This window comes from Deltaproteobacteria bacterium (assembly GCA_019308905.1).
Taxonomy (GTDB): domain Bacteria; phylum Desulfobacterota; class BSN033; order WVXP01; family WVXP01; genus JAFDHF01.
This window is the reverse complement of sequence record JAFDHF010000032.1, coordinates 14,343-34,881: the sequence shown is the minus strand read 5'-3', so window position 1 is coordinate 34,881 and position 20,539 is coordinate 14,343. Positions and strand designations below refer to the sequence as shown.

The following is a 20,539-nucleotide window of genomic DNA, read 5'->3' as shown; positions in this document are numbered from 1 at the left end:
GCTCTGTGCCGTCTTTACCAAAGCGGGGTGTTCTCTCATCTGGACATCTATTTTGCCCGCTTCACGGCGAGACTTGCAGGCCGGGATGTGCCTGAGGTCTCTCTTGCTGCGGCTCTGGTGAGCAGGTACACCAGAAAGGGCCATGTCTGCCTCGATCTCTCTGCCCTTGAGGGCAAACCCTTTCCAGAGCAGGGAGAGGAAGCTTTGCTCTGCCCTAGGCTGGCCGACTGGTGCAGGAAGCTGAGAGAGTCGCCGGTGGTGGGCGCACCGGGGGAATACAACCCCCTGGTCCTTGATGAGCACTCGAGGCTCTATCTGTACCGCTACTGGGATTATCAGGAGAGACTGGCGGATCAGATCCGGAAACGTGTCGGCAGGGATTACGTGAACACCGATCCGGAGCTTCTCGGACAGGGATTGACACGCTTCTTCCCAAGGAGCGAAACCCGCGGGATCGACTGGCAGAGAGTGGCTGCCTTCAGTGCCCTGACGAGCAGGTTTTCCGTCATTTCCGGGGGGCCCGGCACGGGCAAGACCACCACTGTTGGGAAGATACTCGCACTGCTTATCGAGCAGGCCGAGCCGGACAGGCTCCGGATCGCCCTTGTTGCCCCGACCGGCAAGGCTGCGGCCAGGTTGCACCAGGCGATCGAGCAGGTAAGGGAGACGCTCGATTGTCCTGAAGGGGTCAAGGAGGCAATCCCGCGGGAGGCCTCAACCATACACAGGCTGCTCGGAAGCGTTTCAGGCTCTCCCTATTTCCGGCATCATGCCGGAAACCCCCTGCCCCACGACGTGGTGGTGGTTGATGAGGCTTCCATGGGAGACCTGGCCCTCATGTCGAAACTCGTCCAGGCGCTTCACCCCCGAGCCCGGCTGATACTCCTGGGAGACAGGGATCAGCTCGCTTCCGTAGAGGCAGGCTCGGTTCTCGGCGACATCTGTGATACCGGGACCTTCCACGGTTTTTCAAGGGGCTTTTCCGATGAGCTCAAAAGGGTCGGAGGTTGCGAGATCGACATACCCTTCGTGGATGAGGACGGGGCAGCGATTCAGGACTGTATTGTTGAACTTCAGGAGAGCTATCGCTTTGGGAGGGATAGCGGTATCGGGGCGCTCAGCCGGGCAGTGAACAGCGGGGACAGTGATCGAGCGACAAGACTCCTTGCAGGCAGCAGATATGGAGATATTGGGTGGAGAGAGCTGCCGAGGCCCGAAGCTCTGCCCGGTGCCCTCAGGGAACCGGTAGTAGAGGGGTTTCACGACTACTTGAAAACCGATGAACCCTGGGAGGCCTTTCGGCGATTCGATGGGTTTCGGATTCTCTGTGCCCTTAGGGAAGGGCCTTACGGTGTCGCTGCAATCAACTCCTTGGTGGAGCGGATCCTCAAGAGGGAAAGGATCATCGAGGCTGACCAGGAGTGGTACCTCGGCCGCCCGGTTCTGATTACCAGAAACGACTATGACCTCCAGCTCTTCAACGGCGACGTCGGAATCATGCTGCCTGATGGTGAGGCGGGCGGCGAGCTCCGCGTATTCTTTCCCGCTCCGGACCGAAAACTGAAGAGGGCGAACCCGGTCAGGCTGCCGGAAAGTGAAACCGCCTATGCAATGACCGTTCACAAAAGCCAGGGATCAGAATTCGATAGGGTGCTCTTCCTCCTTCCGGACAGGGACTCTCCGGTACTTACACGGGAGCTTCTTTACACGGGCATCACCCGCGCCAGGGAGAGTGTGGAGGTGTGGGGCCCGGAGAGTGTTTTCCGTGGTGCCGTCTCTCGCCGGACCGAACGAACCTCCGGCCTCCGGGACGCCCTGTGGGAGTGCGTCACGGGTCCATCCGATCCCTTCTCCCCTTGAGGGAACGCATCGGACGAGCAGCCTGGTCTCGGCGGCTCCTCATGCGGTGCTGTCTCTCCCGGCCACCGTGTTGTAAAGCCAGCCGAAGAACCATCCGCAGACCGCGCCGTCGACCAGCGCGTACAAGATCCCCACAACCAGGTCGCCGACTGAACCCGTGGCGTGATAGCCCGGGTAGACCGAAGCCAGGAATTTCAAGTACTCCGTGCCGTATCCCGGCCAGATCAGATTTGGAACCCCAACGAGAAGTGTTGCCAGTGCCCAGAGAATGCCCCCGGTCAAGGCCAGGGCCTTCGGGTTCAGTTTCATCATCTCCTCCTTCCTGAATCCCCTAGGAATTCAGCTATGCCCGGATCCATTCCGACCATTCCTAAGGTCTTGTTACCTCGAACGCGATGGGAATGTCAATGACCGGGATGATGCGGGGTCTTTCCCGGGAGTTTTCCGAAAATCCTTGATCGGGGAGGTCAGGAAACTCCAGGCCACTTTCTCCTTGACAAGGAAGACCGCTTTGGCTGAGAATGGGGAGGTCGATGGGGATTGTGGGCCTGTGGTAAACAAATCCAGGTAAAGGAGGAAGGCGATGAAGCGGCGGCGTATCTCTGCATGGGTGTTTTTGTGGGCTCTTGGTTTGTCATGGATGGCGGCGTCGGCATCCGCCGGGGTTCTTGACGACATAAGGTCGAAAGGGGTCCTGGTGGTCTCCACGGACGCCAACTACGCGCCCCAGAGCTTTCTGAACGACAAGGGAGAGCTTGTCGGCTTCGATATCGATGTGGCCAGAGAGGTGGCAAGGCGGCTCGGGGTGAAGGTGAAGTTCGTCACCCCTGACTGGGACCTGATTGTGGCCGGCAAATGGGGGGGACGATGGGATCTGAGCATCGGGAGCATGACCATCACGGCGGAGAGAGCGAGGGTGGTGGATTTCTCGACCCCCTACTACTACACTCCCGCTCAGTTCGCCGTGTACAGGACGAACAGGACGATCATCGTTCTGAGTGATTTCAGGGGGAAGACCGTCGGCGTTGGAAGCGGGACCACCTACGAATCCTACCTGGATCCGAACCAGACCCTGACCATCGGGGGTGGGGAGAAGATCATCTACCAGGTGAAAGGCGCTAAGGTGAGACCGTACTCCACAGACATGGAGGCGGTTCAGGACCTGGCACTGGGGGATGGAGTCAGGCTCGACGGGGTTCTGACTTCGGGTTATGTCGTCACCGAGGCGATCAAGAAGGGAATGCCCATCAGACCAGTTGGAAATCCCGTCTACTACGAGCCTCTTGCCGCGGCCTCGGACAAGGCGCGGCCGGGGAGCGCAGAACTCATCGAGAAGGTGAGCCAGATCTTCCGGGCCATGCACGAGGATGGGACCCTGACGAAATTGTCCATGAAGTGGTACGGGATGGATGTGACCAAGAAGGCCCGGTAGAATCGTGTTTCGGCCCTGCGCGGGAGGGAGGACGGCACCTATCGGTGATGCTCAGTCGCGCCCTGAAGGCGTAGCAGTCGCTCAAACAAAACTCAAACATATCGAAGAGGCCAAGCGGGCACGCAAGGTGTTCCTCGTGCAGGTCTCCTTGGTGTGGGTGGGTATATTCGCCGGCCTGCTCTTCGTCTTCTACCACTTCAACCTCGATTTCGCATTCATGGTCAAGTACCTCCCCTTTATCATGAGAGGGGTGGGAATGACCGTCTATGTCTCTGTTCTTTCGATCATCGCCGCCTCTGTTCTCGCCCTTTTCGGCTCCATAGCGAGGTTATCCAAGAACCCTGTTTTCTACGGTATTTCGACTTTCTATGTCTCCATAATCCGGGGCACACCGCTTATTGTCCAGATATTCGTGATCTATCTGGGCCTCCCCCAGATGGGTATTGTCCTCGGAGCGGTCCCCGCGGGGATTATCGCCCTTGGTGTCAACTACGGGGCTTACATGACGGAGATATTCAGGGCCGGGATCCAGTCTATCGGCCGGGGGCAGATCGAGGCGGCCTATTCAATCGGAATGACTTACAGCCAGATGATGAGGCGGGTGGTGCTTCCCCAGGCCCTTCGCCTCATCATCCCGCCCACGGGCAACGAGTTCATCGCCATGCTCAAGGATTCGGCTCTTGTGGCTTTTCTCGGCGTGTGGGAGCTCTTTTTCAGGGCGACGAAAGTCGGGAGGCAGAATTTCCGTAATATGGAGACCCTGATAATAGCCGCACTCTTTTACTGGATGGTGACCATCATCTTCCAGTACTTCCAGTCCCGGCTGGAGACCCACCTGGCCAAGGGGACGAGAAGAATAACGGGGATGACCCACTAGCCCTGCGGCGCGAGAGTGAGCCTGGTGGCTCAAACCGAGCAGGAGAGGGGAAACTGGAGGGTCTCACGGAGAGAATCCCTTGCCCGAGCCTATCATAGTCATAAAGGATCTTGTGAAGTATTTTCACCACCTCTATGTCTTGAAGGGGATCACCACCGAGGTGGTTCGAGGAGAGGTGGTTGTCATCATCGGGCGGAGCGGTTCGGGGAAGAGCACTTTTTTGAGATGTCTGAACATGCTCGAGGAACCCCAGTCCGGCCATGTCGAGATCGACGGGATCGAACTTCCCATCGGGCAGAAGAGGACGGCCGATGTCAGAAGAAGGATCATCGAGATCCGCACCCGGATGGGAATGGTTTTCCAGGAGTTCAATCTCTTCCCTCATCGCACTATCATCGAGAACATCATCGAGGGGCCTGTCATCGTGAAGGGGGAGGATCACAAGAGGGCCGTTGCCAGGGGAGAGGAGCTCCTGCAGTGGGTCGGCTTGAGTGAAAAAAGGGACAGCTATCCGGACCAACTGTCCGGAGGGCAGAAACAGCGGGTGGCGATCGCCCGCGCCCTGGCTATGGAGCCTAAGATCATGCTGTTCGACGAGCCCACCTCGGCCCTGGATCCCGAACTGATCGGTGAAGTGCTCAGCGTGATGAAAAGGCTCGCGGAGCAGGGGATGACCATGCTCGTGGTGACTCATGAGATGGGTTTTGCCAGGGAGGTGTCGGACCGGATCATCTTTCTGGATCAAGGGGAGATCATCGAGGAGGGCCCTCCGGACAAGATCATGAAGGATCCATCCCACGAGAGTACCCGCCTTTTTCTCAGCCATATTCTTTGATTCTCGTGGAGGCTCAGGCTGATTCTTCCATTGACGAAGTGAACTCAAGGCCTCAGAGGCCCTGCGCTCCGGCCTCGATCGGGGAGTGCTTAAGAAAACCGGCAAGTGGAAGGCACGGTGGAGGCCGGGCCCGGCTCCTCCAGGGGATCCGATCCTCCCTCACAGGATCTGGCTAAGGAAGAGCTTGGTCCTCTCATGGATGGGATTGGTGAAGAAGTGCTCTGCCGTACCTTCCTCCACGATCTGGCCTGCATCCATGAAGACGACCCGGTCGGAGACCTCTCTGGCGAACCCCATTTCGTGGGTTACCACCACCATGGTCATCCCCTCACGGGCCAGGGTTTTCATCACGTCCAGGACTTCGCCGATCATCTCCGGGTCGAGCGCGGATGTGGCCTCGTCGAACATCATGATCTTGGGGTGCATGGCCAGGGCACGGGCGATCGCCACTCGCTGCTGCTGGCCTCCTGAAAGCTGGGAGGGATAGGCGTTCTCCTTTTCCAGGATTCCCACCTTGTGGAGTAACTGCCGGGCAATTTCGGTCGCCTCTTCTCTGGTGCGTTTCCGAACCACCTGCTGGGCCAGGGTCACGTTTTCCAGGACTGTTTTGTGTGGAAAGAGATTGAAGAGCTGGAAGACCATGCCGATCTCTTCCCGGATCTTGTTCATGTTGACGTCCTTGTCGTATATGTTGACGCCGTCGATTATGATCTCCCCGCTGTCGAGTTCTTCGAGACGGTTGAGACACCTGAGGAGAGTGCTCTTACCGGAACCACTGGGGCCGATGATGACCACCACCTCCCCCTTGTTTATGTGGGTGGAAAAGTCGACAAGAGCCTTCACCTCCTTGCGGTCCGGAGTCCTGAAGGTCTTGTAGGCATGGCGAACCTCAATCACTGATCGCAAGCCTCCTTTCAACATACTGGGTGGCCATGGAGAGGGTAAAGGTCATGATGAGATAGAGGAAGGCCACGGTAAAGTATATCTCAAAAGCATCGTAAGTTCTCGCAACGGCCTGCTGTCCCTGAAACATGAGATCGGCCAGGGCGATGACCGAGACCAGGGAAGAGTCCTTTATGAGTGAGATGAATTGCCCTGCCAGGGGCGGAATGATCCTCTTGAAAGCCTGGGGAAGAATCACGTGCCGCATGGCCTGGCCGTAAGTCATGCCCAGGGACCGTGCGGCCTCGATCTGTCCCTTGTGAATCGACTGAATACCGGCCCGCACGATCTCTCCCACGTAGGCACCCGCAAAGATGGAGAGGGCAGCCGTGCCGGCGGTAAAGGCGGAGAGCCTGAGCATGGAGCCCACGAAAAAGTATATTATATAGATCTGCACCAGAAGGGGGGTGTTGCGGATGAGTTCGACGTATGCCGCTGCAATCCCCCTGGTCACGGGTTCGTGGGAGAGTCTGCATATCCCCACGATCGTCCCGATGATGATCGCAAACACAATCGATATGATCGAGATCTTGAGGGTTAGCACGAACCCGATCATCAGAACGCCCAGATGGAGCCCGGGAGCAGAGTCGGTGGCGGATTTGGTGCCGTAGTAAAAGAGCATCTTGGGGATCTCTCCCCAATGCCACATGTAGGTGATCCCCTTTTTCGTGAAAAAGTAGTAGACCGAAGCAACGACTATTGCCAGAACCGCAAGGGTTATGATCGATCGTTTGTTGAAACCCAAAGTCAGTCTCCCCTCTTTAAGTAACGGGGGGGATGCATCGGCATCCCCCCCTTCGGCTTATCTCTTTTTCTTGGCTACTTCCCCCAAGTAGTCCACGAACCATTTCTGTTTGAATTTCTCCCAGCGCCCGTCTCCGCGGACCTGCCTCAGGAAGTTATTGAGCCAGTTGAGGAAGTCAGGATCACCTTTACGGATTGCCCATGCCAGGGGCTCATAGGTGATGGGCTCGAAGAGTCCCATGGTTTTGTCCTTGTACATGGCGGCAAAGACCCTGACTTGTGGTTCGTCATAGATGAAGGCATCGGCAAGGCCGTTTGCGACCTGTAGGCCGGCTTCTGCCTCTGTCTTGAAGAGTCGCAGGGTCGCCTTGGGCATCATCTTCTCTGCCGTGAAGGCGCCGGTAACCCCCAGCTTGCTGGTGATGATGACCCCTTCCTTGTTGAGGTCCTTGTAGCTCTTGTACTTGTCCTTGTCCTTCTTGTTGATCAGCAGGCACTGGCCGATGTAGTAGTAGGGCTCGCAGAAGTTTACCTTTAGATTGCGGCTCTGGAGAATCGTCATTCCTGACATGATGATGTCGAATTTGTGAGTCATCAGGGCAGGAATGATACCTTCCCAGGCAGTGTTGATCAGTTTGACCTTTTTTTCTCCCCCTTCGCCGAAAATGGCCTTGCCCATCTCATAGGCCATGTCCACATCGAAGCCGACGATGTTTCCCTTCTCGTCCTGCATTTCGAAAGGTTGGTATCCTGCTTCCAGGCCCACCAGAAGCTCACCTCGCTTCAGGATCTCCTCGAGGGTGGAAGCCCTGGCGATCTCCTCGGTGGTGATGGCCATGGCCGAGCCCACGACAAAGGAGCCCAGAAAGAGGACAGCCAAAGCTAGAAAGAACACCCTTTTCATGCTAAACCTCCTTTTTCTTATTCTCCAAGAAAAGACCGTCCAGAGACCGGAACCCCTGGACCTCCCCCTTTGTTTTTTTCTCCTCACCTCCTTTCTATGCCCTTATCCGGTAAATCAGGCCTGTCCCGAAGTTTCCCACCTCCCTCCGCGAGAACCAGACAACCATGACAGGGCCGTCCCTTTCTCCGCTTCCCCGAAAAGGTTCCCAGATCTTCCCTCTCCTTTATAAAGGATCTGGAAATAATGTCAACCGATTTGTCTGCCTGGTTTTCCCTCGCTTTCCCCTGCAGGTATTCTCCAACTATTTGAAACAACCAGGAAGTCTGATCACGGAAAGAGAAAACGGCCCTTGGAGCCTCCCCGCGACAGCAGGAGGGAACGTATAGGGGGGTTCCTCCGGGAAAGGAGGAAACCCCGGGTATGGTCGGTCGTCACTCGAGAATCGCTCTGGAGCGAAGGCTGCGAGGTGTCCGGGTACCCCTCCCGCCGAGCCGCCCGTCGTGCGAAGGGACGAGCCCCCACTCTGCGAGGCCGCGGGGCCGGGATCAGGAGGTCGAGCAGAACCGAGATTGGAATTGGTTGGAAAAATCGTTCAGAGGAAGGAACCGCGCTCTTTCGGTTACGGCCCACAAACAAGGTGCAGGAACCCTTGATCGAGAGGTGATGAACATGTCTTTCTAATGTTTGAAGGCTCGCTGGCCAGTGAATACCATGGTGACCTTCGGGGTCGCTTCATTGCAGGCCTCGATCACCTCGTAGTCCCTTTCCGACCCGCCCGGCTGGATGACCCCGGTTATCCCTTCCCGGATCGCCACATCCACACCGTCCCGGAAGGGGAAAAAGGCATCCGAGACCATGACGGAGCCCTTGAGGCCACCCCGGATCTCTCGAACCCGGGCATCGATCTCTTCCTTGTCCCGGGCGGGGCGGTCTCCCCGGTCGATCTCGGCCTCCAGGGTCTTGTAAGGGACGCCGTGGGCCTTGAAACAGATAGCATCGGCACATTTGGTATATGCCTTGAAAATCGCTATCTCGGCGACTCCCACCCTATCCTGTTCCCCTGTTCCGATTCCCACGGTGACGCCGTCTTTGACGTATATCACGGAGTTGGAGGTGACACCCTGTTCCACACTCCAGCCGAAGAGCATGTCCCTCGCCTCTTGAGGCGTCGGCGGGCGCTCGATCCTGTATTCCTTGCCCTGGTGTGCGGCCTTCGCAGGAAGAAAGTCCTCCGGCCGGGTGATCCGGTTGAGGGCTGAACGCTGGACTATGATTCCTCCGTCGATGAGAGACTTGAAATCGACAAAGGGAAGCTGGCGGAACTGCTCGAGGCGGTCGATCCGCCTGATTCGAACGATCCTCAGGTTCTTTCTTTTCCTTAGGATGTCGACCGTCCCGTCCTCAAACTCGGGAGCCACCACGACTTCGAGATAGTTCTCTTTGATCATCTCCGCGGTTGTCCTGTCCAGTGTCCTGTTGAAGGCCGCACATCCACCGAAGGCGGCGATTCGATCGGCCATGTTGGCCCTCGAGTACGCCTCGGCAAGAGTGTCCCCATAGGCCACACCGCTGGGGTTGTTGTGCTTCATTATGGCGGCAGCGGGCCTGTCGGTGAGAAACTTCAGGATGTTGAGAGCATTGTCCATGTCCGTGAGATTGATTTTTCCAGGGTGCTTGCCGAACTGGAGCATGTCGTCTTCGGTGAGAGAACTCACGAGGCCCAGGCCGGGCTCGACAAAGGCGCACTCCCCCAGGACCAGGTTGCCGTGGACCAACTCGTAGAGGGCCGCCTCCTGATCCGGGTTCTCTCCGTAACGGAGCCCCTTTTCAACCAGCCTGCCGGTCTTTTCATCCGGGATCTTCCAGGTTCGTTTCCTGTAAAGGAGGCGTTGGGTACCGAAGGTGATGGTCATCTCCTCGGGGAAATGGTCATCCGCCATCCGCCTGTACATCTGTTTCAGCTCTGCCATCTGCTCATCCTTGCTAGAAGGTCACCTTTGGAGGTGTCTTTGCCTGTTCCGGAGCCTTGAAGAGTTCTGCCCTCTGGAAACCGAACATTCGAGCGAGGATGTTGGTGGGAAAACTCCGTATGGCCGTGTTGTATCGCCTTACCGCCTCGTTGTAACGGCGCCGCTCCACGGCGATTCGATTCTCTGTCCCCGCCAGCTCGTCTTGGAGCCGAAGGAAGTTTTGGTTGGCCTTAAGATCCGGATAGCGCTCCACCACGACGAGCAGCCGGGCCAGGGCTGAACTGAGTTCGTTGTTGGCACCGATCTTACCCTCAATGGATCTTGCCCCGGCCACCTTGGCCCGGGCCTCGGTCACCTCTGTGAGCACCTCCTTTTCGTGCTTGGCATATCCTTTGACGGTTTCAACGTAGTTGGGGATCAAATCGAGGCGGCGCTGGAGCTGGTTCTCCACCTGAGACCATGCGGTCTTTACGTTTTCATCGAGAGCAACAAGCCGGTTGTACGTACTCTTCACCGAGAGGAAGAAGATCAGGACAACCAGCAGGATGACACCGATGACAATCAGGGATCTCTTCATGATTTAGCCCTCCTCGACTTCAAGTTGATCCACCTTCTTCCAGAGTTCCCGGATCGCCCGGAGGTAGCGCTCCATGAGCCGCTCCATTTCACCCCTGGGGGGGAGCTTTGCCTTTCCCTCTTTCAGCCTCAGGATTTCCTGGAAAGGGCTCTCATCGAACCCGACTTCCCTTGAGGCGGTCGATATGAGATCCCTGTTCCGGCTGGGGATCGCCTTGTCCTTCAGGAAGAGCAATCCCCTAAACTGGGAGAGAAAGGCCGTGAGAGAGGCAGAGGCGGTCTGTGCGAGTCCTTTTCTTTTCCCCTCTGAATCGAGGTAGGCCTGCCGGAGGAGGAGGAGTTTCCCCTTGACCTCTCGCTCGCACTGGAGCCTGATATTTCTCTTTTCAAAAGAGAGGCCCTCGAGGACGTTCTTGCCGAAAACGAGGACATAGCTCTCCCGGAGGTTCAAAAACTCCACTGGAAAGGAGTCCAGGGAAGAAGCGATATACTCCTCTGTGAGGAAAAGGGGAGTATTCACCCGTCGCTTCCGCCACTTCCCTATCAGACCAAAGGCCTCCCTGAGGCGGTCCATTGCCTGTTCTGTGAGGATGACAAGGAAGTTGAGATCCGATTTCTTGGGGATGTACTCCCCCCTGGCTCCGCTTCCGTAAAGTATGATCGATATCAGGTCCTCCCCAAAGGCCCCCTGGTAGTCCCGGGTGAACTCGTCAAAGATCTCTTCAGGTGTTTTAGGTATTTTCGCCATGTTTTTCACTCCAGCCTCGGGAAGCTGCTACGTCGATCCTCGCCGTTTAGGCTTCCTCCTAGGGCATGATGAACGATTTCAAATGTCAAAATCCAAATGTAGAATGAATTCCAAATGCCTGAATCTCAAAAGGGCCTCCAACTCTAGAAGCCTCGCCCCGCTCCCCCTCCTCCGCTCATGCCGCCGCCGAATCCTCCGAATCCCCCGCCAAACCCTCCGAATCCGCCGCCGAATCCTCCTCTCCCTCCCATGGAGCTCAACAGCAACAACGGGAGGATGCCACCCCTGCCCCTCCGCAGGAAAGATAGTATGATGAGGATGATAAAGATAAGGGGGAAGATGCCGATCCGGCCTGCGCGGCGGGGTGAGGTCCGATAGATCTTGACCTCCCCTGTCAGCTCGACATGGGCGTCCTTTGCGATCACCACGCTCACTGCGGCAAGGCCGTTGTAAAGCCCCTTTCCATACTCGCCCTTCTTGAGTAGGGGAACAACGTATTTGTCCAGGATCTCGCCTACCAGCCCATCGGGAAGGATCCCTTCGACCCCGTAGCCAGTCTCGATTCGTACCCTCCGTTCCTTGAGCGCCAGGAGTATTAGAACCCCTTTGTCCTCCCCTTTTTTCCCGATCCCCCAGGCCTGGTATAGTTCGTTGGCATAGGTGGCGGCATCCGAATCGCCGATGGTCGGTACGGCGGCCACCACGACCGACGTTCCGGTCTTCTGGAGGACCTCGGTGGCCAGGATCTCCATCTTCCGCCTATCACCTTCAGGAATAACTCCCGCAAAATCGTTGACGAGCCCTACAGGTTTGGGGAACTTCTCGACACCCGGTGCAGCCCGGCCGGAGACGACAAGGAAAGTGAAAACCACCAACCAGAGTGAGATCATTCTCTTCATAGCGATAGAGTTTAACTTTTCTGCAATCAAAAAGTCAAACACCAGTGAGCGGAGTTCCCTCGGTTTTCGATCAAGGATTCTTACAGCCCGCTGAGCTTTCCCTGTTTGACAGGGGAACCCCCTTATCCCCTTCCTCCCGGGCTCGCAGTGACCCATTTGGGGTTTGGGACCGGCGGATTCTTGCCCATTCGCCACGAACACGACTCACGAACCACGAACACGAACCACGAACACGAACACGAACCACGAACACGAACCACGAACACGAACCACGAACACGACCTATCCCCTTCCCACTCATTCCCGGCAGGCACCCAACCGCTTGGGCAATGTCGCTCGAGGACAAGGGTTTTCCTCCAGAAGTCGGGAAACTGCACGCGAGGGGGCCTTGACCCTCTCCGCGCTGCTTGTTAATCTCAGACAGCGACGGGCCGGATGAGGCGTTATGGAGCTTGAGGAAACGACCCTCGAAGGGACGGTCGAGAGGATCGTGTATGCAAACCCCGAAACCGGGTATGCCGTGGTGAGGCTTAGGGAAAAGGACAAGATGCGGCTTACCACGGCGGTGGGGAATCTGGGGGCTGTTGGTCCCGGAGAGATGGTGCGGCTGAGGGGCCAGTGGATCTCGGATAAGCGTTACGGCCTCCAGTTCAGGGTTGAGAGCTATCTTGCCATGGTGCCGGCGACTCTGGAGGGAATTGAACGGTATCTGGGGTCGGGAATGATCAAGGGGATCGGTCCTGTTTTCGCCCACCGTCTGGTGGAGGAATTCGGCGCGGACACCCTCGATGTCATTGAGAACCGGCCCGAGAGAATCAGCGAGGTGGAAGGGATAGGTCCTCTTCGAGCCGAGCAGATTATCCGTGCCTGGGAGGAACAGAAGCGGATCAGGGACGTGATGATCTTCCTGCAGAGTTACGGGGTGAGTTCGACCTATTCGATAAAGATCTTCAAGCAGTACGGTGAAAGGACCGTTTCTCTGGTTAAGGAGAACCCCTACCGCCTTGCCACCGATATCTACGGCATCGGATTTCGCAAAGCAGACCAGATAGCACAGAACCTGGGGATCGATCCCAACTCCCCCATGCGGGCCGAGGCGGGAATACTCCATGTTCTCGGTCAGCTAGTGGAAGAGGGACACTGCTTTTATCCCAGGGGAGGCTTGACCCAGAAGGCCCAGGAGATTCTGGGAATTGATCCTGGGATCCTCGACAGGGCCCTCGATTCACTGGCGGAATCGGGGAGAATCGTGATCGACACGAGACCCGACCAGCCGGTCTATCTCGCCGATCTCTTTGTAGCCGAGACAGGGGTCGCAAGGGTACTGGCAGAGCTGGCGTCGAGGCCTGTGCCGCCTCCCGGGATCTCACCCGGGGAGGCCGTCGCAAAGGTCGAATCGACCGGAGCGATTCGACTGGCACCTGGGCAGAGGGAGGCCCTGAAAAAATCCCTCACCTGCCGGGTCCTGGTCATCACGGGGGGGCCCGGTACCGGGAAGACGACGGTGGTGAGGAGCATTTCCCGGGTCTACGAGACTCTGGGGGTTAAGGTCATGCTGGGGGCCCCCACCGGGAGGGCTGCGAAGAGACTCTCCGAGGCGACGGGTCAGGAGGCAAAAACGATTCACCGGCTCCTCGAATACAGTCCGAGAGAGGGAAGGTTCCAGCGTGACCAGACCCACCCCCTGCCGCCGGGCCTCGTCATCATCGACGAGGCCTCCATGATCGATATCCTCCTGATGCACCACCTTGCTCAGGCCCTTCCCCGGGAGGGCCGTTTGATTCTGGTAGGTGACGTGGACCAGCTCCCATCTGTGGGGCCGGGCAGTGTCCTCCGCGACATTATCGATTCGGGCCGGGTCGAGGTGGTGCGATTGACCGAGATCTTTCGCCAGGCAAGAAAGAGCCTCATCGTGGTGAACGCCCACAGGGTGAACAAGGGGGATTTCCCCTATCTCAAGGCATCGGGCCAGAGTGATTTCTATTTCCTCGACAGAGAGGAGCCCGAAGACGCCCTGGAGACGATCAAGTATCTCTGCTCCGAGAGGATTCCCCGGGGATTCGGGTTTCACCCGCTGAAGGATATCCAGGTTCTGAGCCCAATGCACAGGGGGCTTCTGGGTGTCTCGAACCTCAACCGGGAGCTTCAGGCCCTTTTGAACCCGGGGGGTGAAGCCCTGCAGCGGGGGGGAGTCGTCTTTCGTTTGGGAGACAAGGTCATGCAGATCAGGAACAACTACGACCGGGAGGTGTTCAACGGGGACGTGGGGAGAATCGTTTCCCTCGACCGCCGGAACAGGGAGATGACGGTTCGGTTCGAGAACCGTTCGGTCGTCTATCCCTTTGCCGATCTGGATGAGATCGTTTTGGCCTATGCCACGTCGGTCCACAAATCCCAGGGAAGCGAATATCCTGCCGTGGTTCTTCCCGTCCTCACCCAGCATTTCGTGATGCTCCAGAGAAACCTGCTGTACACGGCCATCACCCGTGCCCGGCGACTGGTGGTCCTGGTAGGGACAAAGAAGGCCCTCTCCATTGCGGTGAAAAACGACAGGATTCAGCGGCGCTACGGTCTTCTCAGGGAGCGCCTGAGAGAGGGGAAGGCGAGGGCGGGACCCGGAGAGTCGGCCGGGCTCTTCTAGCCGATCCCGGGTTTTCAGCTTCGCGGCTCCGGCGGCACGTAACGTGTTCCTGGGAGCCTCGATTCCACCGCCCACTGGAAGAAACACGGGGGGTTCTATTTCCCGGAGTTGTCCGACGGGACAGCCGGGGTAGGAGAGATGAGGATTTCCGCTATTGTCCTGGCTGCAGGCCGGTCGACAAGAATGGGTACGAACAAGCTTCTCCTTGAACTCGAAGGGGAGACCCTGGTGGAACGGATCGTAGATGTGCTGCTGAGGTGCCGGCTCGACAGGATCACGGTGGTGACCGGGTTTGAGTCTGAGAGGATACGAGAGAGGCTGAAGAGAAGAGAAGTCGATCTCGCCCACAACCCCAGGTTCCATGAAGGCATGGCCACGTCGATCAGGGTGGGGCTCCGGCAGATCGGTCCGGATACCGGGGCGGTTCTGATCGCCCTTGCCGACCATCCCCTGCTCACGCCGGAGCTGGTCGACCGGCTCATCGAGGCTTACCGGCGGTCCGACAAGGGGATCGTCTGCCCGAGGTTTAGAGGAAAACGGGGTCATCCCGTGATCTTCGACCTGGCCAGGTACAGGGAGGCCCTTGTCCGGCTCGAGGGGGACATAGGGGGGAGGGAGGTGGTGGAGGCCCACAGGGATGACCTCCTGGAGTTTGATGTTGACTCGCCGGCCGTGATCAGAGATATTGATTCCCTGGAGGATTACGAAGAATGCCGCAGGCTCCTGGGGAGACAGGCTGAGAGGGAAGGCCGTGAAAAAGATAAGGGTTGAAGATGCGGTGGGAATGGTTCTCGGCCATGACGTGACGAAGATCGTACCCGGCGAGTTCAAAGGCCCTCGCTTCAGGAAGGGACATATCATCAGGAAGGAAGACATTGCCGAGTTCCTCAACCTGGGCAAGGGGAGTATCTACGTGCTTGAGCTCAAGAGTGGGGAGATCCATGAGAACGAGGCGGCGGAGAGGTTGGCCAGAGCCTTCTCAGGGCCCGGTGTCGAGGCCACCGGACCTTCTGAGGGGAAGATGAGCCTCGTGGCAAAACACGATGGCCTCTTGTCAATCGATGTATCGCTCCTGGAAAGGGTCAACTCCCGGCAGGGGATCGCGCTGTCGACCCTCCATGACAAGACCCCGTGCAGGAAGGGGATGGTGGTGGCCGCCACGCGAGTCATTCCTCTTACCATCAAGGAGGGGAAGATCCGCAGCATCGAATCCCTGTGCGAACACGGGGGGGAGAGAATCGTCTCGGTTTTTCCTTATCAGGAAAGGAAGGTGGGTGTGCTCGTCACGGGGAGTGAGATCTACCGCGGAAGGATTCAGGACCGGTTCGACGAGTCTGTGGGCAAGAAGATAAGCCTCTACGGGTCCGTCGTGGTGAGGAAGATCATCGCTCCTGACGATGAGGCCTTCATCTCCCGGTCTCTAAGGGAACTGGTCGAGAGCGGATCGGATCTTATCCTCGTTACGGCTGGCCTCTCCGTGGATCCTGATGACGTCACCGTGGCCGGCATAAAGAGAGCGGGGGCCCGTATTGAGGTTTATGGATCTCCCGTGATGCCGGGATCGATGTTTCTCTATGCCCACCTGGACCGGGTCCCGGTGCTCGGACTTCCGGCCTGCGTTTTCTACCATAAGACGACCGTTTTTGACCTGGTCTTTCCCCGGATCCTGGCAGGTCACGAGATCACTCGAAGGGAGATCGTCCGCCTCGGGCATGGAGGTCTCTGCCTTGCATGCAGTCCCTGCAGATATCCGGTCTGCCCCTTCGGCAAGAACTAGCCTGGAGGACCGATCCACAAGGGGAGATAGAAGAGGGTAAGAATCTATGGAAGCACCGAGACTCAACGAACTGGTTGTTCTGGTCCGGGGTGCCGGAGAGATGGCCACGGGCGTGGCCCACAGGCTCTGGCGCGCCCATTTCCTTGTCTGCATGACAGAGACGGCCGAACCTCTGGCCATTCGCCGGGAGGTGTCCTTCTGTGAAGCCATCCATGACGGCGAGAAGACTGTGGAAGGGGTAACGGCAAAGCGGGTTATCGACGTGGAGGCTGTAAGGGCCACCTGGGAGAGGGGGAAGATCCCGGTTCTCGTAGATCCAGGGGCGGTGGTAAAGGGTTTTCTCAAACCCCACGTTCTGGTGGATGCGATTCTTGCCAAGAGAAACCTCGGGACTGCCATGACCGATGCCGCGCTGGTCATCGGTCTGGGCCCGGGGTTTGTGGGCGGGGAAGACGTCCATCTCGTCATAGAAACCAACCGGGGCCACAATCTGGGCCGGTTGATCTGGGAGGGATCGGCCGAAGCGGACACGGGGATACCGGGAAATGTTGGGGGGTACACCGCAGAGAGGGTTCTCAGAGCTCCGAGGGCCGGCAGATTCGAAGCCCTGATTAAGATCGGGGATCTTGTGGAGGAGAACGAGCCGGTGGCCGAGGTCGATGGTGCTCCCATGCGATCCAGGATTGCAGGCGTGCTCCGGGGCATTCTCCGGGACGGGACAAGTGTGGAAAAGGGCATGAAGTCAGGTGATGTGGACCCGCGGGGCAAGCGAGAGGCCTGCTTTACGATATCCGACAAGGCAAGAGCCATCGGCGGGTCTGTCCTGGAAGGAATTCTTGCCACATTCAACCGCTGAGCGAGTTTGACCTGTTCTATGGAAAGCAGCGACTTTGTCGAATCCTTGGCGTATCTCTACGGCCTCCAGCGGTTCGGCATGGTTTTCGGCCTCTCCAACATCGAGAACATCCTGCGTGCCCTTGGAAACCCCCATGAGACCCTTAAGGTCGTCCATGTCGGAGGCACGAACGGCAAGGGATCCACGGCCGCGATAATAGCCTCCGTCTTACGGGAAAACGGCCATCGGGTAGGGCTTTACACCTCTCCTCACGTTCTCTCCTTTACCGAGAGGATCCAGATCGACGGGCGGCCCATCAGCGAGTCCGAGGTGGCTCGACTCACCTGGAGAATGAAAGGGGAGATCGAAAGGGCCCGGGTGCCCGAACGGTTCACCTTCTTCGACTTCACCACGGCCATGGCCTTTCTCTATTTTGCAGAGTCAGAGGTCGATCTTGCCGTTGTAGAGGTCGGCCTTGGGGGGAGGCTCGATTCGACCAATGTGGTATCCCCCTTGATCGCGGTGATCACAAACATCTCCCGTGAACATCAGGAGGTCTTGGGCAACAGCCTGAGGGAGATCGCCGGGGAGAAGGGTGGCATCATCAAGGCCGGTGTTCCCCTGGTGACCGGGGTGGCAGGGGAGGAGACTCTCCCCGTCCTCGAGGAGATCTGCAGCGAGAAGGACGCCCCCCTTTATCGGGCGGGAAGGGATTTCCGCGGGGAGAGGGTAGGGGCAGGGATATTCCACTTCCATGGTAGACACTGGGAACTCTCAGAGTTGAAGCTCAATCTGCTGGGGGAGCATCAGATCGACAATGCGACCCTGGCCTTGGCGACCCTGGAGAGGATGGAAGGAGGCGGTCTTTCCATTACCCGCGAATCGATCTATCGTGGATTGGAACGGGTCAATTGGCCCGGCAGGCTTGAGGTTGCCCGGGAAAAGCCATGGGTGGTCCTGGACGGGGCCCACAACCCAGCGGCAGCCGTGGCGTTGCGCGATGCCTTGTCCCGGAACTTCTCATACCATCGATGCTATCTCCTTCTCGGGATAATGAAGGACAAGGAAGTCGAAAGGATAGTATCGATTCTCGCCCCTCTTTCAGACTTGACGGTGGTATGTAAGCCCAGGCAGGATCGAGCCGCAGCGCCGGAGCGTCTAATGAAGGCCCTGGAGACGGCCGGAGCCAAAGGGCAGATCGTTCCGGATGTGGCCGAAGGGCTCGATGCCCTCCTTTCCATGGCAGGCAGTGATGATCTGATCTGCGCGACAGGTTCGTTCTACACCATTGGAGAGGCAAAGGCCCACCTTTCGGGAGGCTGATAGGACAGGCCTGGCGGGTGGGGTGGAGGGAGCCGAGAGCCCTGAGATGACGGTGAGACCTTGCTCCATATGGATCGTGCTGCTTTCTGTTCTCTTCACCTCTTTGTCTTGGGCCGAGAACCTGGGAGAACGGGTAGTAGCTCCGGTGGGAGCGATCGGAATCGAGGCTGACCGGGTGATTTACCGGCGCGAACAGAATCTTTACGAGGCCAGGGGTGACGTTGAGATCAAAATGGGGGATGTGCGGCTCAGGGCGGATGAGGTGGACTTCTTCGCCGATACGGGGGTCGCAGAGGCAAGGGGGCATGTCGAGCTGACCGACGGCATAGACGTGCTTCGATGTGACAGGATGAGGGTCAATCTGAAGACTCAGAAGGGGGTAGTTGAAGAGGCCAGGCTGGTTACCCGGGAGAATTTCCACATCACCGCGGAAAAGGTCGAGAAACTCGGGCCCAGGACGTACCGGATCCACAACGGGACCTTTACCACGTGCGGTGGTGAGCGTCCGGATTGGAGTTTCAAGGCAAAGAGAGTTGACGTTACCCTGGAGCGGTATGCCGTGGGGCGCCACGCGTTTTTCAGGGTGAAGAACCTTCCCGTTTTCTATTTGCCCATCGGTGTGTACCCTCTCGAGACGAACAGACAGACGGGTTTTCTCATTCCCCGCTTCGGATACTCGAGCCGGTTCGGAACGAGGATCAGCCTGCCCTTTTACTGGGCCATCAGCCAGGATAAGGATGCCACCTTCTATTTCGACTGGTTGGGAGACCGGGGATTTCAGCAGGGAGCCGAGTTCAGATACGCCCTGGCCAAGAAAGCCAAGGGTCAGGCCAACTTCTACTTCCTGGACGACAAGGTGAAAGAGGAGAACCGTTGGGCCTTCTTTCTCCGTCATGACCAGCCGCACCTTCCCCTCGATTTCTATGCGAAGGCAAACATAAACCTTGTGAGTGACAATGACTACCCTTACGATTTCCAAGAGAATTTCCCCGGGGGCTATATCGCCCGAGCGCCGATCGATTTTCGGACGACACGACAACTCAAGTCGAACGTCTTCGGAGGGCGCAGGTGGCCCGAGTACAATCTGGTAGGAGAGTTCGCCTATTTCGACGATCTCGCCGTGGAGGACAACAGCAGGACCCTCCAGTTGCTTCCCGAGGTCACCCTGGCCGCTTTCGATCAACCCCTCTGGAATACACCCCTCTATGTGGGTGGAGATCTTTCCTACACTTACTTCTGGAGAGAGGAGGGAGAAAAGGTGAGCCGTCTCGACCTCTTCCCCCAGGTATCTCTCCCGATCAGGCCGTTCGGGTGGCTGAAGTTTCTTCCGGTAGCCGGTCTGAGAGAGACTCTCTACTGGCCGGAAAACGATCAACAAGAGGAGAAGGGCTTTGCCTCGAGAACCCTCCTTCCCACATTCGAGGCCACCCTTTTGACCACGATTTCGCGGGTGTTCGATGCCGGTTCGTGGGGGATGGAGAAGATAAAACACCGTATCAGGCCATTTGTAAGATATACCTATGTCCCCCCTGTCGATCAGGGTGACCTCCCCGATTTCGATGAAAAGGATCAGATCCCATACACTAACCTGATCACCTATGGTTTGACCAACTTTGTCGACACGCGAAAGGACCGGTCCCCTGATTCGGAGATCCGCCGCCTCCTCAAACTGGAATTGCTCCAGAGTTACAGCCTGGGAGATCCGCTCGTCTCCGAGGCCGATTCCCCGGAAGACCGGTTTTCCAACATAATGGGCAGGCTCTGGTTCTCGCCCGGCTCGTACTTCGACCTGCAGACCAGTGCACAATACAGTCTGTGGGAAGACCGGATCGTCCGTTTCAACACGCTCGCCCTCCTGTCGGATTCGAGAGGCGATTCCATGCGGTTGGAATATCAGTTCTCCAAGGACGAACTGGAGCAGATCAACCTCTTTTCCAGGGTTCGACTATGGGAGCCGATCGATCTGTTTGGTTCTTACAGGTACGATCTTCTCAATAATATGAGGACGGAGACCGAAGGTGGCTTGACATACAGGTCCCAGTGTTGGAATGTAACTTTTTCGGTGCTTGACATAGGCGCTTCCGCCGACGGAACCAAGGAGGAAGAGGTGAGATACAGGCTGCTCATCTCTCTTGTGGGGCTGGGCGCGGTGGGGCGGCTTTTTTGATGCTTCCAC

18 protein-coding genes are annotated in these 20,539 nt (G+C 57.7%); 10 read left to right on the top strand and 8 right to left on the bottom strand.

Translation table 11 applies throughout. From position 1 onward, the window contains the following. Positions 1–3: 3 nt before the first annotated feature. Positions 4–1,860 (top strand): exodeoxyribonuclease V subunit alpha, encoded by a 1,857-nt coding sequence (recD, locus tag JRJ26_11605; protein MBW2058130.1) that lies wholly within the window; start codon positions 4–6, stop codon positions 1,858–1,860. A gap of 39 nt (positions 1,861–1,899) precedes the next feature. On the opposite strand, the gene JRJ26_11600 is transcribed toward recD, so the two are convergent. Next, on the bottom strand, positions 1,900–2,172 hold the full coding sequence (locus tag JRJ26_11600; protein MBW2058129.1) for a hypothetical protein: 273 nt from the start codon (positions 2,170–2,172) through the stop codon (positions 1,900–1,902). Positions 2,173–2,443: 271 nt separating this feature from the next. Between JRJ26_11600 and JRJ26_11595 the strand changes: the two genes are divergently transcribed. From JRJ26_11595 to JRJ26_11585, 3 genes are all read left to right on the top strand, one after another. Continuing rightward, positions 2,444–3,292 carry a transporter substrate-binding domain-containing protein gene (locus JRJ26_11595; protein MBW2058128.1) on the top strand — a complete coding sequence of 283 codons (849 nt, stop codon included), beginning with the start codon at positions 2,444–2,446 and terminating at the stop codon, positions 3,290–3,292. 4 nt (positions 3,293–3,296) lie between these two features. Next, positions 3,297–4,169 (top strand): amino acid ABC transporter permease, encoded by an 873-nt coding sequence (locus JRJ26_11590; GenBank protein ID MBW2058127.1) that lies wholly within the window; start codon positions 3,297–3,299, stop codon positions 4,167–4,169. 91 nt (positions 4,170–4,260) lie between these two features. Beyond that, on the top strand, positions 4,261–5,004 hold the full coding sequence (locus JRJ26_11585) for an amino acid ABC transporter ATP-binding protein (protein ID MBW2058126.1): 744 nt from the start codon (positions 4,261–4,263) through the stop codon (positions 5,002–5,004). A 159-nt stretch (positions 5,005–5,163) separates the two neighbouring features. Here JRJ26_11585 and JRJ26_11580 read toward each other — a convergent pair whose 3' ends face one another. From JRJ26_11580 to JRJ26_11550, 7 genes are all read right to left on the bottom strand, one after another. Beyond that, positions 5,164–5,925 (bottom strand): amino acid ABC transporter ATP-binding protein, encoded by a 762-nt coding sequence (locus JRJ26_11580; protein MBW2058125.1) that lies wholly within the window; start codon positions 5,923–5,925, stop codon positions 5,164–5,166. Further along, on the bottom strand, positions 5,894–6,595 hold the full coding sequence (locus JRJ26_11575; GenBank protein MBW2058124.1) for an amino acid ABC transporter permease: 702 nt from the start codon (positions 6,593–6,595) through the stop codon (positions 5,894–5,896). The genes JRJ26_11580 and JRJ26_11575 overlap by 32 nt, the downstream gene beginning before the upstream one ends. A gap of 153 nt (positions 6,596–6,748) precedes the next feature. Further along, positions 6,749–7,594: a transporter substrate-binding domain-containing protein gene (locus tag JRJ26_11570; protein MBW2058123.1), complete on the bottom strand. Its 846-nt coding sequence runs from the start codon at positions 7,592–7,594 to the stop codon at positions 6,749–6,751. A 677-nt stretch (positions 7,595–8,271) separates the two neighbouring features. Further along, positions 8,272–9,564: an IMP cyclohydrolase gene (locus tag JRJ26_11565; GenBank protein MBW2058122.1), complete on the bottom strand. Its 1,293-nt coding sequence runs from the start codon at positions 9,562–9,564 to the stop codon at positions 8,272–8,274. A gap of 13 nt (positions 9,565–9,577) precedes the next feature. Beyond that, entirely contained in the window at positions 9,578–10,141 is a 564-nt protein-coding gene (locus JRJ26_11560; GenBank protein MBW2058121.1) for a LemA family protein, read from the bottom strand. A gap of 3 nt (positions 10,142–10,144) precedes the next feature. Next, the gene (locus JRJ26_11555; protein ID MBW2058120.1) at positions 10,145–10,888 is read right to left on the bottom strand and encodes a hypothetical protein; all 744 of its coding nucleotides are present in this window, start codon (positions 10,886–10,888) and stop codon (positions 10,145–10,147) included. 143 nt (positions 10,889–11,031) lie between these two features. Then, positions 11,032–11,787: a TPM domain-containing protein gene (locus tag JRJ26_11550; protein MBW2058119.1), complete on the bottom strand. Its 756-nt coding sequence runs from the start codon at positions 11,785–11,787 to the stop codon at positions 11,032–11,034. Positions 11,788–12,232: 445 nt separating this feature from the next. Here JRJ26_11550 and JRJ26_11545 point away from each other — a divergent pair, with 445 nt between their 5' ends. The 6 genes from JRJ26_11545 (at position 12,233) to JRJ26_11520 (ending at position 20,530) form a co-directional block, all read left to right on the top strand. Continuing rightward, positions 12,233–14,428 carry an ATP-dependent RecD-like DNA helicase gene (locus JRJ26_11545; protein ID MBW2058118.1) on the top strand — a complete coding sequence of 732 codons (2,196 nt, stop codon included), beginning with the start codon at positions 12,233–12,235 and terminating at the stop codon, positions 14,426–14,428. Positions 14,429–14,566: 138 nt separating this feature from the next. Beyond that, positions 14,567–15,199, top strand: coding sequence for a nucleotidyltransferase family protein (locus tag JRJ26_11540; GenBank protein ID MBW2058117.1), 633 nt, complete (start codon positions 14,567–14,569; stop codon positions 15,197–15,199). Next, positions 15,180–16,205: a molybdopterin-binding protein gene (locus JRJ26_11535; protein MBW2058116.1), complete on the top strand. Its 1,026-nt coding sequence runs from the start codon at positions 15,180–15,182 to the stop codon at positions 16,203–16,205. Before JRJ26_11540 ends, JRJ26_11535 begins: the two co-directional genes overlap by 20 nt. Positions 16,206–16,251: 46 nt before the next feature. After that, positions 16,252–17,061, top strand: coding sequence for an EF2563 family selenium-dependent molybdenum hydroxylase system protein (locus tag JRJ26_11530; GenBank protein ID MBW2058115.1), 810 nt, complete (start codon positions 16,252–16,254; stop codon positions 17,059–17,061). A gap of 18 nt (positions 17,062–17,079) precedes the next feature. Then, positions 17,080–18,363 carry a bifunctional folylpolyglutamate synthase/dihydrofolate synthase gene (locus tag JRJ26_11525; protein ID MBW2058114.1) on the top strand — a complete coding sequence of 428 codons (1,284 nt, stop codon included), beginning with the start codon at positions 17,080–17,082 and terminating at the stop codon, positions 18,361–18,363. 46 nt (positions 18,364–18,409) lie between these two features. Further along, complete coding sequence (locus tag JRJ26_11520) at positions 18,410–20,530, top strand: LPS-assembly protein LptD (protein ID MBW2058113.1); 2,121 nt, start codon at positions 18,410–18,412, stop codon at positions 20,528–20,530. The last annotated feature ends 9 nt before the right edge of the window (positions 20,531–20,539 follow it).

What these genes read in the sequence shown, in the direction of transcription:
- JRJ26_11525 (MBW2058114.1), top strand. Translation starts at nt 17,080, where the DNA reads ATGGAAAGCAGCGACTTTGTCGAATCCTTGGCGTATCTCTACGGCCTC.
- JRJ26_11540 (MBW2058117.1), top strand. Translation starts at nt 14,567, where the DNA reads ATGAGGATTTCCGCTATTGTCCTGGCTGCAGGCCGGTCGACAAGAATG.
- JRJ26_11545 (MBW2058118.1), top strand. Translation starts at nt 12,233, where the DNA reads ATGGAGCTTGAGGAAACGACCCTCGAAGGGACGGTCGAGAGGATCGTG.
- JRJ26_11570 (MBW2058123.1), bottom strand. Translation starts at nt 7,594, where the DNA reads ATGAAAAGGGTGTTCTTTCTAGCTTTGGCTGTCCTCTTTCTGGGCTCC.
- JRJ26_11530 (MBW2058115.1), top strand. Translation starts at nt 16,252, where the DNA reads ATGGAAGCACCGAGACTCAACGAACTGGTTGTTCTGGTCCGGGGTGCC.
- JRJ26_11555 (MBW2058120.1), bottom strand. Translation starts at nt 10,888, where the DNA reads ATGGCGAAAATACCTAAAACACCTGAAGAGATCTTTGACGAGTTCACC.
- JRJ26_11580 (MBW2058125.1), bottom strand. Translation starts at nt 5,925, where the DNA reads ATGTTGAAAGGAGGCTTGCGATCAGTGATTGAGGTTCGCCATGCCTAC.
- JRJ26_11550 (MBW2058119.1), bottom strand. Translation starts at nt 11,787, where the DNA reads ATGAAGAGAATGATCTCACTCTGGTTGGTGGTTTTCACTTTCCTTGTC.
- JRJ26_11575 (MBW2058124.1), bottom strand. Translation starts at nt 6,595, where the DNA reads ATGTGGCATTGGGGAGAGATCCCCAAGATGCTCTTTTACTACGGCACC.
- JRJ26_11560 (MBW2058121.1), bottom strand. Translation starts at nt 10,141, where the DNA reads ATGAAGAGATCCCTGATTGTCATCGGTGTCATCCTGCTGGTTGTCCTG.
- JRJ26_11600 (MBW2058129.1), bottom strand. Translation starts at nt 2,172, where the DNA reads ATGATGAAACTGAACCCGAAGGCCCTGGCCTTGACCGGGGGCATTCTC.
- JRJ26_11565 (MBW2058122.1), bottom strand. Translation starts at nt 9,564, where the DNA reads ATGGCAGAGCTGAAACAGATGTACAGGCGGATGGCGGATGACCATTTC.
- JRJ26_11595 (MBW2058128.1), top strand. Translation starts at nt 2,444, where the DNA reads ATGAAGCGGCGGCGTATCTCTGCATGGGTGTTTTTGTGGGCTCTTGGT.
- JRJ26_11520 (MBW2058113.1), top strand. Translation starts at nt 18,410, where the DNA reads ATGACGGTGAGACCTTGCTCCATATGGATCGTGCTGCTTTCTGTTCTC.